The sequence below is a fragment of the Vibrio sp. QJM3NY_15 genome, from assembly GCF_057785995.1.
Genome location: NZ_CM173518.1, coordinates 1,836,223 through 1,851,544, shown reverse-complemented (window position 1 = coordinate 1,851,544; position 15,322 = coordinate 1,836,223). Strand labels below are relative to the sequence as shown.

General features: G+C 41.7%; 17 protein-coding genes and 1 riboswitch. Of the genes, 12 read left to right on the top strand and 5 right to left on the bottom strand.

The features are described from left to right. Nucleotides 1-323: 323 nt before the first annotated feature. Both AC3CKG_RS24335 and AC3CKG_RS24330 read right to left on the bottom strand, forming a co-directional pair. Entirely contained in the window at nt 324-2,756 is a 2,433-nt protein-coding gene (locus AC3CKG_RS24335; protein ID WP_488529548.1) for a putative bifunctional diguanylate cyclase/phosphodiesterase, read from the bottom strand. A gap of 3 nt (nt 2,757-2,759) precedes the next feature. After that, entirely contained in the window at nt 2,760-3,791 is a 1,032-nt protein-coding gene (locus tag AC3CKG_RS24330) for an ABC transporter substrate-binding protein (RefSeq protein ID WP_065112902.1), read from the bottom strand. 389 nt (nt 3,792-4,180) lie between these two features. Between AC3CKG_RS24330 and AC3CKG_RS24325 the strand changes: the two genes are divergently transcribed. The 7 genes from AC3CKG_RS24325 (at nt 4,181) to AC3CKG_RS24295 (ending at nt 8,338) form a co-directional block, all read left to right on the top strand. Further along, nucleotides 4,181-4,831, top strand: a complete 651-nt coding sequence (locus tag AC3CKG_RS24325; protein ID WP_017111930.1) for a LysE family translocator — start codon at nt 4,181-4,183, stop codon at nt 4,829-4,831. A gap of 340 nt (nt 4,832-5,171) precedes the next feature. Beyond that, nucleotides 5,172-5,972, top strand: coding sequence for a PhzF family phenazine biosynthesis protein (locus AC3CKG_RS24320; protein ID WP_102559481.1), 801 nt, complete (start codon nt 5,172-5,174; stop codon nt 5,970-5,972). Between the two features lie 91 nt (nt 5,973-6,063). After that, nucleotides 6,064-6,567 (top strand): YgjV family protein, encoded by a 504-nt coding sequence (locus AC3CKG_RS24315; RefSeq protein WP_017105975.1) that lies wholly within the window; start codon nt 6,064-6,066, stop codon nt 6,565-6,567. Between the two features lie 91 nt (nt 6,568-6,658). Beyond that, a complete protein-coding gene (locus AC3CKG_RS24310) occupies nt 6,659-6,973 on the top strand; it encodes a cupin domain-containing protein (protein ID WP_102352163.1) in 315 nt (104 codons plus the stop codon). 54 nt (nt 6,974-7,027) lie between these two features. After that, nucleotides 7,028-7,495, top strand: a complete 468-nt coding sequence (locus AC3CKG_RS24305; RefSeq protein WP_065104764.1) for a GNAT family N-acetyltransferase — start codon at nt 7,028-7,030, stop codon at nt 7,493-7,495. A 160-nt stretch (nt 7,496-7,655) separates the two neighbouring features. Beyond that, entirely contained in the window at nt 7,656-7,913 is a 258-nt protein-coding gene (locus AC3CKG_RS24300; RefSeq protein WP_065112907.1) for a hypothetical protein, read from the top strand. 128 nt (nt 7,914-8,041) lie between these two features. Beyond that, nucleotides 8,042-8,338 (top strand): hypothetical protein, encoded by a 297-nt coding sequence (locus tag AC3CKG_RS24295; RefSeq protein ID WP_029223673.1) that lies wholly within the window; start codon nt 8,042-8,044, stop codon nt 8,336-8,338. Between the two features lie 125 nt (nt 8,339-8,463). Here the strand turns inward: AC3CKG_RS24295 and AC3CKG_RS24290 are convergent, their stop codons facing one another. Further along, nucleotides 8,464-8,961: a fasciclin domain-containing protein gene (locus AC3CKG_RS24290; protein ID WP_017105970.1), complete on the bottom strand. Its 498-nt coding sequence runs from the start codon at nt 8,959-8,961 to the stop codon at nt 8,464-8,466. A gap of 204 nt (nt 8,962-9,165) precedes the next feature. On the opposite strand from AC3CKG_RS24290, the gene AC3CKG_RS24285 reads away from it, so the two are divergent. Both AC3CKG_RS24285 and AC3CKG_RS24280 read left to right on the top strand, forming a co-directional pair. After that, nucleotides 9,166-10,158 (top strand): DUF2860 family protein, encoded by a 993-nt coding sequence (locus AC3CKG_RS24285; protein ID WP_488529547.1) that lies wholly within the window; start codon nt 9,166-9,168, stop codon nt 10,156-10,158. Nucleotides 10,159-10,320: 162 nt separating this feature from the next. Further along, the gene (locus tag AC3CKG_RS24280) at nt 10,321-10,815 is read left to right on the top strand and encodes a GNAT family N-acetyltransferase (RefSeq protein WP_488529546.1); all 495 of its coding nucleotides are present in this window, start codon (nt 10,321-10,323) and stop codon (nt 10,813-10,815) included. A 104-nt stretch (nt 10,816-10,919) separates the two neighbouring features. Here AC3CKG_RS24280 and AC3CKG_RS24275 read toward each other — a convergent pair whose 3' ends face one another. Beyond that, nucleotides 10,920-11,702: a response regulator transcription factor gene (locus AC3CKG_RS24275; RefSeq protein WP_102502454.1), complete on the bottom strand. Its 783-nt coding sequence runs from the start codon at nt 11,700-11,702 to the stop codon at nt 10,920-10,922. 146 nt (nt 11,703-11,848) lie between these two features. Continuing rightward, nucleotides 11,849-11,948, top strand: a riboswitch (purine riboswitch). A gap of 88 nt (nt 11,949-12,036) precedes the next feature. Between AC3CKG_RS24275 and AC3CKG_RS24270 the strand changes: the two genes are divergently transcribed. The 3 genes from AC3CKG_RS24270 (at nt 12,037) to AC3CKG_RS24260 (ending at nt 14,396) form a co-directional block, all read left to right on the top strand. After that, nucleotides 12,037-13,056, top strand: coding sequence for an adenosine deaminase (locus AC3CKG_RS24270; RefSeq protein WP_488529545.1), 1,020 nt, complete (start codon nt 12,037-12,039; stop codon nt 13,054-13,056). Between the two features lie 294 nt (nt 13,057-13,350). Continuing rightward, nucleotides 13,351-14,070, top strand: a complete 720-nt coding sequence (locus AC3CKG_RS24265) for a Crp/Fnr family transcriptional regulator (RefSeq protein WP_488529544.1) — start codon at nt 13,351-13,353, stop codon at nt 14,068-14,070. A gap of 173 nt (nt 14,071-14,243) precedes the next feature. Further along, nucleotides 14,244-14,396, top strand: a complete 153-nt coding sequence (locus AC3CKG_RS24260) for a hypothetical protein (protein ID WP_165689592.1) — start codon at nt 14,244-14,246, stop codon at nt 14,394-14,396. A gap of 110 nt (nt 14,397-14,506) precedes the next feature. On the opposite strand, the gene AC3CKG_RS24255 is transcribed toward AC3CKG_RS24260, so the two are convergent. Further along, entirely contained in the window at nt 14,507-15,172 is a 666-nt protein-coding gene (locus AC3CKG_RS24255; RefSeq protein ID WP_488529543.1) for a DUF2057 family protein, read from the bottom strand. Between the last annotated feature and the right edge of the window lie 150 nt (nt 15,173-15,322).

Below are 15,322 nucleotides of genomic sequence, written 5' to 3'. Positions count from 1 at the left end.
TTTCTATCCCTCCTTACTGATACCTCATCCTAATGGCCCTGTATTTCTACGTTAGACGCTTTAATGAAACTGTGTAGTGGTCAAGTGAAACTGGCCAAGCTAAGTCCACTAGCTTATTAACTAGTTTATTAGCTTGTTACCCTCGTTAATATGTTGCCTTATGATCAGAGAGGGGTCTTCCTTTGTTTACTTGGGTTTGTCTGTAGGTATTGTTATTTGAATCTTTCTGGGTGAGTCTGTGCTCATTGTCGAGGTTTATTTAGATGATAAAAGAGAGGCGGTTTGGTCGTGGTTATTAAGTAGTCATGCTTTTCGAAATACGACTACTGTTTCTGATTAAGTGCCACAATCCTTTCGTTAGAGCTTGGTTCTAAAAGCGATTGCTGGTCTAGGATGGCTTGTGGATTATGGTCACGGACAAATTCAATGAACTCAATATAAGTCAGTGGTTGGCTAAAGAAATACCCTTGTATTAGGTCGCAGTTGGCTTTTCGAAGGTGATGATACTGTTCGAGAGATTCGACACCTTCGCCAACAACGAAGGTGTCACAAGAGTGCCCTAAGTTAACCATAGACTCGACCATCTTGCGGTCAGCTTTGTCGTCGACGATATTATCGATAAAGCTCTTATCAATTTTAAGTTCATCGACAGGGTAATGAAGAAGTTGGTTAAACGCCGTGTAACCCGTACCGAAGTCGTCGAGGGAAACTTTTAAACCTAAGCTTCTGATACTCTCAATGGTCTGCACGGTAAGTTTGCTGCTTTTAACGTAACTGGTTTCGGTAATTTCTATAATGATGTTGCCAGGAGGAACTTGATAACGTTCGAGTACCTTTCTAATATTATCGGCAAAGTTACGGTTGTAGAGCTCCATCGCTGAGATGTTAATGGACAAGGTGCCTTTGTATTGGTGAATCTCCGACAGTTCTTTATAGCTTTTGATTGCGGTACTAATCACCCACATGTCGAGTTTGGATATTAAATTACTTTTCTCTGCGGCTGGAATGAACTCATCCGGCCCAGCCTTTATATCAAATAGAGCAGGGCAGCGAATCAGACATTCTGCTCCGTCAATCTGAAGTGTCTTAGCATTGAAAATAGGCATAAAGCGAAGTTCAAAGTTATCACTCGCGCAGCACTCTAATAGCCTTTTCTCGATAACATCATGCCTTTCAAGTGAATGAAGTAGTTCTTCGCCGTAAACAATCCGGCTATCTCCGTCGCTATGATCCTTAGCATTAATCAACATCTCATCAATACATCGGTGCCATATCTCCTCGAACTTAGGGGTATCGACGGGTAGTACACCAGTTGCAATTGAAAGCCTGAACCCATAGTAATCTAGGAAAGTCGTACCCGTTAGGGTGTTGTTAATGTTCTCAATTTCTTCGTTTATTGATTGGTGTTCACCCATTTCCAATATGGCAATGAATTGGTTTCCTCCAAGCCTTGCGATTGAATAGTCGCTGCAACTAAAGCCGAAAGAGGATTGTTGATTCTGCAAGGTTTCTCTTAGTGTTTTGGCCAGACTAACGAGTACATTGTCACCCACCTTTGCACCGTATAAATCATTGATTTTACGAAAGTCGATAATGTCCCAGCAAACCAAGTAACAGTGTGGGCTCATTGAGCTTTTTATACGTACATCGAGGTGTCGAATAAATGAGCGTCGGTTCGCTAATTTGGTTAATTGATCGAATTCGGCTTCGAATTTCAATTCCGTTAGTGAGTCAATGTAGGCGTTTTTAAGTCCGTCGATCTCACTTTGTCCGGATGACCGTTTAAAATATCTGAGTTTGAGTCCGCCAATGGAGATTTCGTGCAACAAGTCTTTGAGTGGACGCACTAATTGATACCGTACGACCATGTGTACGATGAGCATAATAGTGAATAGTGTCGTCAAGCCACCAAGCAAGGTCTGCTGAGCGATAATGGATTTTTCCTGATTGAATTTTTTTTCGCGAATATTAACTTGAGCGAGGAAGTGGCGACTGTTCATCTCAACTTTAATGCTGTCTTTGGTTTGTTCAAATGACTTGATAACGAACTGAGTGTTTTCGACATGTTCAGTATCTGATGAAGGTTCAATCAGAAGCTGCATATTGTCATCATCGTTGTATTTAATAAGCAAGTTAGACAGCTGTTTTAACGGACCATCTGCAATCAATATGTATCGGTTTAAGCTTTCGTTCGCGCGTTTGTCTTGGGGGAGTAAGTAAGGGTCGATGGCTGCGACATAGGCGTATCTTAGTTCGCCGCTTACCGAGATATAAGAGAAACCTTCTTGGGATAAGTCGTTCTTATTAATCAGAGAGGTATAGATATCGAAGACTTTCTCGTAGATGTTGTCAGGGATCTTTAAGCCTTCGAAAGGGTCAGCTCGTAATGTCGAAAGTGTGAGAGTGAACTTGGGGTCAACGACATAGATATTACGTTGACCAAATTGATTAACGTGACTTTGGTTTAAGACTCGAAGCACTCTTTTCTCTAATAGAGATAGGGTGGTGTAGTCACCTGGGTTTTGAATATATCGCAAGAACTGCAGTGACGAACCAATATCTTTTACTAGCAAAGATAAACCAAGTTGTTCGTACTCAGCCGCCACTAGCGCTGTATTTACGTCGGATTGCACTTCATCTAAGTACATGTGTTTCGCGTGGTTAGAGGCTAAGTTATAGGTAACCATCCCACCAATTGTAAAAACGAACAATAGCGTGGGAATGAGTACAAAATAAAGCTTCTTCAATACAGGCATTAATTATCTCAAACTGTCGACAATACGGTTACGAATTTGAATGCTATTGGGTTCGAGTTGCTGATACAGATAACTGCGTTCTAATACCTCTTTGCTAGGGAAAAGCTCAGGATCATTTTGATACTCTTGAGAAGTCAGCGCTTTTGCTTTTGAGCTTGGTGTCGCAAACCATGAGTCCATCGCATTTTGAGCGGCGATATCGGGTTGCGATAGGAATGAGAGAATGGTTTTTGCTTGTGGAGATAATTCGCCATTGTTGATAGCTGCAATGCACTCTAACCATAACGTAGTGCCTTCTTGAGGAACGATGTAAGCCCAAGATGCATCAGGGTCGGCATCATTCAACGCATAACTGTCTCCAGAATACCCGTAGGCGAAGTCGATGTTAGCGAGACGTTCGGGTTGGTGAATATAATCGATGACGTATTCACTGCTTTCAAGATGAGGCTTTTGAGCTTGTAGAGTTTTGTAGGCGAGGCGAAGTTCCTGCTCGTTGTTGGTGAAGGGATCAAATTGATTAGCGAGCAATGCGGTACTCACCAAATCCGTTGGTTCGTAGTACATACTTATGCGTCCACTATTCTTTGAATCAGGTTCCAGAATGGTTGTCCAAGAAGTTGGCGTGTCGACTTTATCACTGCGGTACAAAATGCCCGATGTTCCCCAAGCGTAGGGGATGCCATATTCGCCACACCCATCAACCCATCGTGAATCAATGTTACCTGCAATGGATTGTTGTATTTCACTTAGATTATGAAATAGGTTCTGCTTGGCTAACGCATTGAGCTTTACACTTTCTATAATCACTAGCTCAAATGCGCCTCGACGTTCGCTCAGTAACACTTCGTCCCTAATAGACTCATCAGAGAAATATTGTTGTTTCAACGAAATATCATAGGTATCGCTTAATTGGGTAATCACACTGTCGGATAAAAATTCATCCCAATTGTAGATATAAATATCGTTTTGTTGGCTAAACACTGTGCCAGTTAAAAAGGATGATGACGCAACAACTAAAACATTGAATGTCTTCACTGACCGATTCCTTTCGTACCGTGACTAACTAAATCGTAGCCTAAATTTTGCGACATAGTTCAAATTTAGGCCTCTAATTTTACTTCAACTTCATGCATTGCATGCAAATACCAACTTTTTGCAAACCAATTGGAACGACAAATCAGTTCTGTGCACAAGATCACTAAGCAAAAATCAGCGGAGTACTTAGCTTTCGTTATCGAAACATATAAATATTTATCGAATGATTCAAAGCCCTAAGGTTGAATTCATCTGAGTCTGGTATAGATGAAAATGAGTAGTCGGTCTGATTGTTTTGGCATTGGTATATTAACGTTTAACCACTCGAACATGTTTGTTGTATTTATGCAATAATAATGCATTAAATTTTACAATAAGGACATTGATTTATGGATGCCGGTTTAGTCGGGATTTTTGTTACCGTGGCGATTGCTCATTTTTTAGCGTTGTTAAGCCCCGGTCCAGATTTTGTCATCGTGGTGAAGAGTGCGGTTCGAAATAAAGGCAAAAAAGCGTTGGGTGTTGCATTTGGCATTGCCAGTGCGAATGCGGTTTATATTGGTTTGTGTCTTATTGGGGTCGGTTCTATTTTGGCAGCTTCGGTTTCAGTGATGATCGCTTTAAAAATTATTGGCGGTTTGTTTCTGGTGTACCTTGCTGTTCAAGCGATAAGAGCGAAAAAATGTAATTACAGTAATATCGATGTTGTCGAAGAAGGTGTCTCCATTCAAACCACTTTTCTTAAAGAATTTGTTACGGGTTTTCTATCGGGAATCCTTAATCCTAAAAACCTTTTGTTCTATTTGAGCTTATTCACGGTTGTACTGAATAATGAGGTGGGTTTCATGTTTAAATTAGGGTTAGGTATTTGGATGACAGTGGTTGTGTTTGTGTGGGATGCCGCGATTATCTTCCTTTTATCTGCACCTAAAGTTCGACGAGAGTTTACGCGCGCTGCCTATTACATTGATAAGGTGACAGGGGTAATGCTTGGTCTTTTAGGGTTAACGATTGTTAAGTCGGCATTGGTGCGTCAGTAACCTTGTTAACAGGCTAAGTTCTGATTTAGATGTAATGGTCTATCGATTAAGCCAGTGGTGCGATGCCCAGCGTATCCGCCACGATAATGTTTATGCATATCGCTTCTCCTCTTAATTTTCAGTATCTACTAGTCTTCACGGCTAAAACCTTCCTCGTGTCTAAACCATTACAATTTTGGCAATTTCAACATATTCGTATCTAAGGTTCTTATCATCTGTAGTTCCCTTTTTCTGATCGTTACGTGATATCTCGGATAAGCTGCGGCTAACTCCTTGTAGCACGGAGCATTTGTACTTATTGTGGCAGTCAAGATTATATGTTTCAGCATTAGGAGCCGTTGTGGTTTTAGATATATATCAAGTGGACTCGTTTACAACACAAGCTTTTAAAGGAAACCCTGCTGGGGTTTGTATTTCACAAGAACCTTTAGAAGAGTCGTTGATGTATTCGATTGCTGAAGAGATGGCAGTATCAGAAACGGCATTCTTAGCCCTCAATACGATGACGTTGAAATGGTTCACACCAGAAGTTGAAGTGAAACTGTGCGGACACGGTACGTTGGCAACAGCACATGTGATGAAGGAAAGAGGGTTAGTCAATGTGGGTGAGGTTGTGACGTTTGATACGCTTTCAGGGGAGCTATCTGCCACAGTTTGTGACTCCACAATCGAGCTCGACTTCCCAAGTACTGTGCTTGATCTTGGATTGGATGCTAATAAAGATTTGCTGGAATATTTAGGGCTGTGTGAAGACCAAGTCGTGTCATACAGTGAGTTCGATACCAAGCAGTTTATTGAGGTTGTCAGCGAACAAGTTTTATTAGATTTAGCACCAAACTTTGATGCTCTAAAGCGTATTAAAGGTCGAGGCGTCGTTGTGACGGCATTATCGTCGAACTCTGAGCTTGATTTTGTTTCGCGCTATTTTGCGCCGTGGGTTGGTGTTAACGAAGATCCCGTTACGGGTTCAGCGCATTGCGCTCTCACACAATACTGGTCAGAGAAACTAAACAAAGCGCATTTCAATGCTTACCAAGCGTCGCGCCGCGGTGGGTATGTATCGACAGAGCTATTGCCGAATGGTCGTATAAAACTGATAGGGTCTGCAACCACCGTAATCAGCGGTACCTTAAAAGTCTAAACTTCAATATCATTCATAAAACAGCAATGTCGTTATTTAGAACGGAAACGTCATAATTTAAATCTGCTAGGTCACTACTTAAGGAATCATCGTGTCAGCCTTTTATCTGTCTCAAGTACTCGTCGCGATCGCTATTTGTTTCGATTTATTGTCATTCCAATTTAAGGAAAGGAAGAAAATCGTCACATGCTTGTTTTTTGCAGGTGTTCTTATTTCTAGCCATTTCATTTTGCTCGAACAATGGACGGCGGCAAGTTTGATGATCATCGCGACCATTCGATATTTGACGAGCGTGTTTTCTACGTCACCCAAATTTAAATATTTGTTCTGTTCCATGTCGCTGGTTGCGACAGCCTTTACTTACTCAGGGCTGATCAGTGTATTAAGTTGTTGTGCTTCGATGTTTCAAACGTTTGCGGCGTTTAATAAAGATGACCGTCGATTAAGAGAACTGATGATCATAGGGACTAGCTTTTGGTTGGTTCACAATTATTTAGTTGGCTCGCCAACAGCGGTTCTGATGGAAGCGCTGTTTATCTGCAGTAACTTAGTGGGCTACTACCGATTCTATTTCAGAAAAAGTGCTGTGGCTTAGGGTTTATAGTTTAGGAGCTCAGGAAGCTAGGCTTTAGATAAAACGATAAAGTACTGCACCATATTCATCTAACAAGGATTAGGAGAGAGCGATGTCAAATATCTACTCGGATGTGCCTTCGTCAATACCCAACGAAATCTTCAACGACATCATTGCTACTGAGAATGTGCGGATTGAAAGAATACTATCTCATGGGCACAGTTCTCCAGAACAAGGTTGGTATGACCAAGATGAAAACGAATGGGTTATGGTGCTAGAAGGGCAAGGTGTTATTGAGTTCGAAGACGGACGTGTCGTTACCTTGTCTAAAGGGGATTACATCAATATTGCCGCGAGAGAAAAGCACAAGGTTCTTGGTACGGACAAAGATGCTGTGACTATTTGGCTGGCTGTGTTTTATCGTTAACATCGTTAGTAAACAGTAAGATGGAAAATCAACAAGACATGAAAGGGGTGTGTCGTGGTTAGAATTCGAAATTACCAAGCGAGTGATGCCAAAGCATTATGGGAGATCTATTTCCATACCGTCCGAAATATTAACGTTCGTGACTATTCTCAAGAGCAAGTCGAGGCTTGGGCGCCAAGTGATTTTGACTCTGAGCTGTGGCAAAAGTGCCTGCATCGCATACAACCCTTTGTAGCGGAGTTGGACGGTCGCGTTGTTGGTTATACTGACCTACAACCAAACGGCTTGATTGATCACTTCTTCTGTCATCATGAATATCAAGGGAAGGGGGTTGGGAGAGCTTTGATGGAGCATGTATTCCAAATCGGTTCCGTGCGTGGTGTCTCTCGATACTTTTCAGAGGTGAGCATTACCGCTAGACCTTTCTATGAGCACCTTGGCTTTACGGTCGTCAATGAGCAGGAAGTTGAGATGCGTGGCGTAAAGCTCACCAATTACGTGATGGAGAAGGTGGTCGAATAAGTGGGCGAGCGTTTTTAGAAGATCGAGACTTACTTTGAAATATTAATAAACCTTTTTAAGGATAACTTTTTCCGATCTATTGATATTGTCGATGAGTTCAAATTGTGTGCAAGGTAATTTGTCTAATCTAAACATTGAGTGAATACAAGGAGTGTTGTTCATGAGTCATGTGAGTCGGTCTAAACTATATACATTAGTGTCGATGTTGTCCTTTGGTGTTGGGGTTCTAGCCTTAGATGCCGGGGTCTCGGGTCTGTTTCCTCTCTTTGTCGTCGTCATCTCATTCTTTTCATTCGTCATTAATTCTTTTCTTTGTTTGTTCGGAGGGAAGTACGATGACGCGTTCAGTACCTATCAAGAAGCCAACAAAGCGCGCGCTGGTGCGTTAGTTAAAGGGTTCGACAGCAAAGAAAAATAGGTCTCTATCTAAAACAACGAAAGTCTCAATTTTGTTACAGTTATTGCTTCGGTAATTGTCTTTCTACAATGAAAATTCATAGCGTGACCGATAATATTGACCTCGATTGTTTGGTTAGAGGAAATGAAGTGGGAATAGAAGCTTTAGCATTTGTGATGGACGCATTAATCACAGCATGTTGCATGTATATCGCGTCAAAAATGTCTTTCGTCGTGGCTGACTTTAAATCCCTGCTTAGTATTGCCGTTATCGTTGCTTTGGTGTCATTGATTCCAACAGTGGGCTGGGTTCTAGGGCTTATTCTGTTTGTATTCTTGCTCGGGAAGGCGACGCATTCAAGTATTGGTGATTGTATCTGGGTAGTGGTTTTCACCAAGGTGGTGTCAATGGCGGCGTTTCTGGTGTTTGGGCGCTTATTTGTGTAGCAACAGATGAAGTCCTAACAGTACCGCTTGATACTGATATTGACTAGGTAGAGAAATATAAGAAGGGTGTGAACTTGTCACACCCTTGAAGAATTTTTGTTTTGATTTTCTGTCAAATAGCTTGATTACTTAGGCAGTAAAACCGCATCAATGACATGAATTACACCATTGCTCGCTTTAACGTCTGGGATCACGACCTTAGCCTTGTTGATCATTACATTCCCGTCGTCAATTGCTACCATTACGGCCTCACCTTGCACTGTTTCTGCACTACTCAGCTTCATTACTTCAGCCGCCATTATTTTTCCTGGAACCACATGGTAGGTGAGTATAGCGACTAGCTTGTCTTTGTTTTCCGGCTTCAACAACATTTCGACCGTTCCCTCTGGCAATGCAGCGAAAGCTTCATCAGTGGGCGCAAATACAGTGAACGGACCATCGCCTTTCAGCGTGTCTACCAAGCCTGCCGCTTTTACCGCCGCCACTAAAGTTGTGAAAGAGCCATTTTCCGCCGCGACATCAACGATGTCTTTCTTCATTTCGTGGTGGTTAGCGTGAGCAAAAGCTGTAAAAAGCAACGTTGCAACTAGTACTGACAGAGTCTTACTTAAATGATTCAACATATTGTAGTCCTTTGAGTTTGTCTGTTATTTCCGAGATGTATTACGAAAGCTTAAAAGCGATAGATCAACTTATTGTAGTCTTAAGCCACTTGCTACGGTTGTCGAAGTCACCAGACGAAACTCATTCTCATGGTTAAATACTTGTTATAATTCTATTTGTGTAGTTATAGTTAACGAGTGATTATTCAAATAATGGATGTGAATATGAGGTTCGTTTTACCAGTTATGTTTTCGGCATTTGCTTCAATGCCCGCTTATAGTGGCCTTGCTCCAAGTGAAGGCTTCAGCGGTAACTTCAGTGTTTTGGCCGGTTTTTACTCAGATAGCAGCAATTTGAGTACCGAACAAAATTCGAATCAAACAAGCAATACCATGGAAGGAGATAGCGAAAACCAAGGGTTACTGGGTTTTCTTGGAACCGTTCAATATACCTTTGGTGAATCCCTTACTCATCAAGTTTATGCCGGTACGACGCGAGAGGATATTGCAACGGGTACCATTGCGTTTGAGATTGGTTATCGACATCAACTCTCTGGCGGGACCATATTAGACGTCTCTGTGTTACCGACGCTTATTTCTGGTAAAGCTTGGTCTGATCCTTATGCCGTTGGTGTTGATCGAAACGAAACCGATGTGAAGGGTAATGTTGGACGACTGCAACTGACTAATATCGGAGGAACCGCTTTCCAAACAGATTTCGCGATTGGTCAATCTGACGTTGATGATGAGTTGTCGGGAACCCTAGGCAATCTATCCATATCGCCAGAAAAGGCAGCGCTTTTAGATAGGGAAAGAACTTATCTGTATGCCAAAGCTGGCTACCGCTTCATATTGCCAAGCCAATCAGGTTTGCTAGTGCCTTCTATGGTGTATTTCAATTCAGATGCAGAAGGCGGCGCACTCAGCTTTGACAGCTACGGTATTGAATTGAATTACGCGAAGAGAATCGGTCGTCATGGTTTTGTTGTCACTTTAGATGCTAGTGATCGTCAGTACGATGAAGTAAACCCGATTTATGGCAAAGCGCGTGAAGAGAACGAATACGGCGCATTTTTAGCTTATGAATTTGGTGGCTTGATGGGCTATGAAGATTGGTCGTTTATCACCTTACTGGGTTTAAGAACTATTGATTCCAATATCGACTTCTATAATTCCGAACAGGTACTCGCGAGCGTTGGTGTCGACTATAAGTTCTAAGGGTTAGGCATTGTGAATGGTTATCTAAAGCTAGGATTTAGTTGATTTTTATTGTCTATTTAATTATTTCGAGCACTTATAATCTTTAAGGTTGTAGGTGCTCGTTGCTATCCGTAATATGAAAAATAGTTTACATCTAGGATCAGATAATAAGGAAGCGCTTTGGAAATACAAATTAGACATCTTGAACCCACCGACAACCAAGATATTTTTGATATTTATCGACACTCGTCAGTATTAGAGAATACTTCACAAAAGCCTTTCCTTAGCTCTGATCAAGTGGAGCGACTGTTTGGTCACTCAGACCATTTCACTTTAGTTGCAGAAGTGTCTGGCAAAGTCGTGGGCCACATTACTTTATTCATGACCACCAAAGTAAGAGACAGACATTGCGCTGGCCTTGCGATAGCGATTAACCCGGACATGCACGGCAAAGGGGTCGGTAAGACCTTAATGCAAGAAGCAATCAATCAAGCCGATAACTGGCTAAACCTCGTTCGCCTTGAGTTAGAGGTCCATGCCGATAATCACGGTGCGATTGCTTTATATAAAGGCGTAGGTTTTGAACTAGAAGGCACCAAAAGGCTGAGCACCTTCAAAAACGGGAAATACATCGATATGTTGCTGATGTCGAGAATTAGACCTGACTGCCTTTGATCATGAGCGACTCGTCTGGATTTAACAGGCGAAATAATATCGGTAATATCGGTTGAACAAAGCCCTAAACATTTCGTTGTTTGGGGCTTTTTATAATGAGAGCACTAATTGTTGTCGATCCCAAAGCCGTTACGCAGCGCAAATTGAATCAGTTCAGTGTGGTTCTCGAGTTCGAGAATATCTAGCATGCGGTATTTGTGGGATTCAATTGTTCGTGGGCTTAGAAACAGAATCTCCGCACATTGCTTAGCAGTATAACCCTGTGCTAATTGAGTCAGAACCGTACATTGCTTTTTGGTCAGCAACAGTAGCTTTTCACTTTCGTTGATGTTGTCGGCTTCATCGCTGGTGACACTGCGCGTCATTTTAGAGTGCTGCCAAAAGCAGAGCCAAATGTCACTGAGCAGCTTGATTCGTGTCATGTCCGTCGTTTCAATCGGTGTGTCGTAACGGTTAAAGCGTGAGAAACCGATAGCGCCCCATTGTTGTCCAAATAACGAAAGGCTCACAATCCCATGCCAATTTGCACCTTCTTCATAAAGTACACGTAATGGGTCGACCTTGTGGCTTTTGAGGGTTTCTTCAGGGAATAACTGCCAACACTTTTTTGAACGCAAAAGCTTAAGATAATCAAGATAATTACCTTTTAGAAAGCGTCCCATTTCAAGTGGTGGAGTATCTGATTTGGATACAGAGATACTCTTGCCTGTGTCCAAAAGAATCATAGAATTTGGAAAGAGGGTAAGCCTGTCGAGTTTAAACCAAGTTAACGCTTCTCTTGCCAGCAAGGCAAAAGTGCTATCGAAATCTTTGGGTTGGCAAGCGGTCAAAATGTTGGTTTGGTGGGAAAGCAGATCTTCAAAGCTATCGAATTGGTTATCTTTCATATTGACCGTCATTGGTTGTTTAAGACAAAAATAGCGGTAATAACCAAAGCATGTCAACCAAAGAGTCGAATGTTGTTCTGAATAAACTAGGTCCTGCGCCCCGAATTTATTGAGTAATTGGTTAGTGAAATTACGATTTAACTGTATATAGTAGCAACCGTTTGCTTCGTATAACCCCAATGATATGGTTTGGGGGTCTCTACCAGCTCCCGCAAAGTGCTGATTACGAAGGGTTTAGATCACAATTGTGTTCTTACTCTTTGTAATGGCGTTCAAAAACATCTTGTCTATTATTCAGAGTAAGTGCACACCTAAAATCCATAGTAGGTGAAATATGAACGTATTTATTCAAGGGCTTCCAAAAGTAGAGCTGCATTTACACATTGAAGGCTCACTCGAACCTGAGTTGCTTTTCCGACTCGCTCAACGTAACGGCATCGACCTGCCTTATTCATCCCCAGAGCAATTAAGACGCGCATACGAATTTAATGATTTGCAATCATTTCTCGATATTTACTATCAAGGTGCTGATGCGCTGCGCACTGAACAAGACTTCTATGACCTAACATGGGCGTACTTAGAGCGCTGTAAAGCCGATAATGTTATTCATACCGAAATCTTCTTTGATCCTCAGACACATACTGATCGTGGTATTACATTCGACACGGTAATTAACGGCATTCATCGTGCACTTGAACAGGGGCAAAAAGCGCTGGGTATTACCTCGCAAATTATTGCCTGTTTTTTGCGTCACCTGTCTGAAGAGAGCGCGATTCAAACGTTCGCCGACGTGCTAAAACACCAAGATAAAATCATTGGTGTTGGACTAGATTCTTCAGAGCTAGGACACCCACCAGAGAAGTTTCAGCGCGTATTCCAGCAAGCCAAACAGGCGGGCTTTTTGACTGTGGCTCATGCAGGGGAAGAAGGACCAGCTCAAAACATCGTCGATGCGATTGAGATGCTCAGTGTGAGTCGTGTCGATCATGGTGTGCAGTGTATGGCTGATGACGCTTTGATTGCCGAATTGATTGAGACGAAAATGCCGCTGACCGTGTGTCCATTATCTAACATCAAACTACGAGTATTCGCTGTAATGGAAGACCACAACATTGTGGATCTGTTGAGAAAAGGTGTTGCCGTTACAATTAACTCAGATGATCCAGCATACTTTGGTGGCTACATGTCGGATAACTTCAACGCAGTGAACCAAGCTCATGAGATGACGCAGCAAGAGTTGGCGCAGTTTACTTTGAATGCTATTGAAGCGAGCTTTATCGAAGAGTCGTTGAAGCAGCAGTACCGAGGTACGGTTCAAGCGTATCTTGAGCAAGCCGGTGAACTGTGTTGTTAATATTGAATAGACTCGTTTACTAACAGGTAGATCACTAAAAGGTAGCTTATGGCTTATGGCTTATAGCTTTTAGTGCCCCGTCATCTAGAACTACCAAATGACCAGCCACTGTTGGTCATTTTTATTTTGGGTTGCGCATCACTCGTTAACTAAGTCTATGAGTTAAGCTACTAAGATATATGATTTTATTTAGATATAAATCATATTGCCCTCGTAATGATGTACTACATTTAAAGATGATGTAGAGGTATAGCGTTAACGTTGTATAGATATTTTCGAAGGAGGTATAAATCGTTGTTAGACCCAATAATCGGTGAACAAATTCAGTGGCCTTGTGATTTGCCGCAAGACTTTATAGACAGTCTGCTCGAAATAGCCGTTTTAAAAACGGGTATACATAGCCTTGAGATTACGAAAAAATTTCAAAATCTCCCGGGGGTTTTTTATATTCTTACCGGTTCGGCTGGTATCTGCTTTTCAACTGAGAATTTGAAAAGTCTGTCGGGTGGGGTTGTAGGTAAAGGCGATTGGATCGGTGCGCTGTCGGTTCATGTTGACTATAACCTTTTTGCTATAGCTGAAGAGGTTGAGCCCATCACAATGGTACTTTTCCCTTCAGACAAGATATTAGAGCTCGCTGAAAAAAAGTGCATGGTATTTAAATGGCTTCTTCATAGTGGCGCTAAAGCCCAATCTATTTGGATTCAAGCTTTCTTATCGTCTATTCATGAGAAAGAACAAAAAACGATTTATGTATTGTTAGAATTGGCGGCTCGCCAAACTAATATTGCAGGTGCAACACTCAGTATCAACATTTCACAAAGCCAACTGAGCACCATCACTGGTATATCCAGGCCTAGATTAAACGAAGTATTAAAGGGAATTGAACAATTAGGCATGGTGAAAATTCAGCGGGGCAAGGTGTTTATTTCGGATGTCGAGGGTTTATATGAGCGTATTTCTCCAATGAATTTGATGATTCGTGACCCTATGGCGAAAATGAAGTCGCAATAGTGTTGATTTTCATTTGATTAACAACATTTCGTTATCGAGATGTTTTGGCGTTCTAAGTCCCTCTTTATGAGTAAATCATGGTCTTGTGTTCTTTTGGGAACATACATAGCTCACTAATATCGATAACTTACGCCTGATATTTATAAAATTTAAATTTAGTGAGTAATGTAGTTATGAAAATGGCCGTATTGGAATACAAAGTGTGTGGGATAGGTGACTGGATTAAGACAACGATCTCAAGTCGTTGTGCGTATTTGTTGGCTGTCGAATACAAACAGTTGGGTTGGCCTGCTAGAGTAAATGGTGAAGCAATATCAATCGATTAGTCTTGCGTTTGCTTTAGATCAATAATGAATGTTGAGATAAAAAAGAAGCTGGCAATATGCCAGCTTCTTTTCTTTTTAAGTGAAACAAGTATTAAGTGACACAAGTAAGGTTACTTGTTCACGTAATCTTTGAATTTTTGCTTAGTTTCAGCGTCTGCTTTGTCGTACCAGAAGTAGAGCATTTCTTCGGCCGTGTTAGCAGCGTTGGCATCAATCTTTGCTGGTAGTGTTACAGGTTGAACAACCGCTGCCGTTGCGCCAGCTGCTGTACCCATAGTTAAAGCAGCAATGCCGCCTTTTTGGTTATATTCTTTCGCTTCTTGCGGGTACTTACGACCAATCTGCATGCCATCTTTGATTAGTTTGTCTTGCTTAACACTGATTGCATTTTGGTTTTCATCAACCAGTTTCCAATCTAAGTTTTGAAAGCCTTTTTTCGCTTCGTTGGTGTTACGGAACTTAGGCATGTCGAACGTCAATGCGGTGTCTGTTGCGTCAAAAGTAGCAATAATTGTATCGCTGTCGACAAACTCACGGTCGTTGCCTTGGCTAAAAGCAAGTTGATATTTGAAAACGATTTGGTTCACGCCATCTGGAACGGTGATCGTTTTGCTCGAAGAGAAGAAACCACCGTCGAGATCAGGTTTAGCCTCATTTACAGCTAAGACTTCGACTAAAGCATCTGCGCTAGAAGGAACTTCAATTGTTACGTCAGCTAACACTTGTGGTGCTGCGATAATTGTGGAAAGCAGCGCAATGGATTGTAATGTTTTCATAGTCATACAGTTATTTGAGTAAATTGTTCTACACTCGCATGCATAAAAAAGTATTTCAAGTTACCTTGTCTCGATTTGGAAAAATTCACCGAAACTTAACGTAAGGATAAGACTTGAAAGCATAAACCGTGCTTAATAACGCGATATACG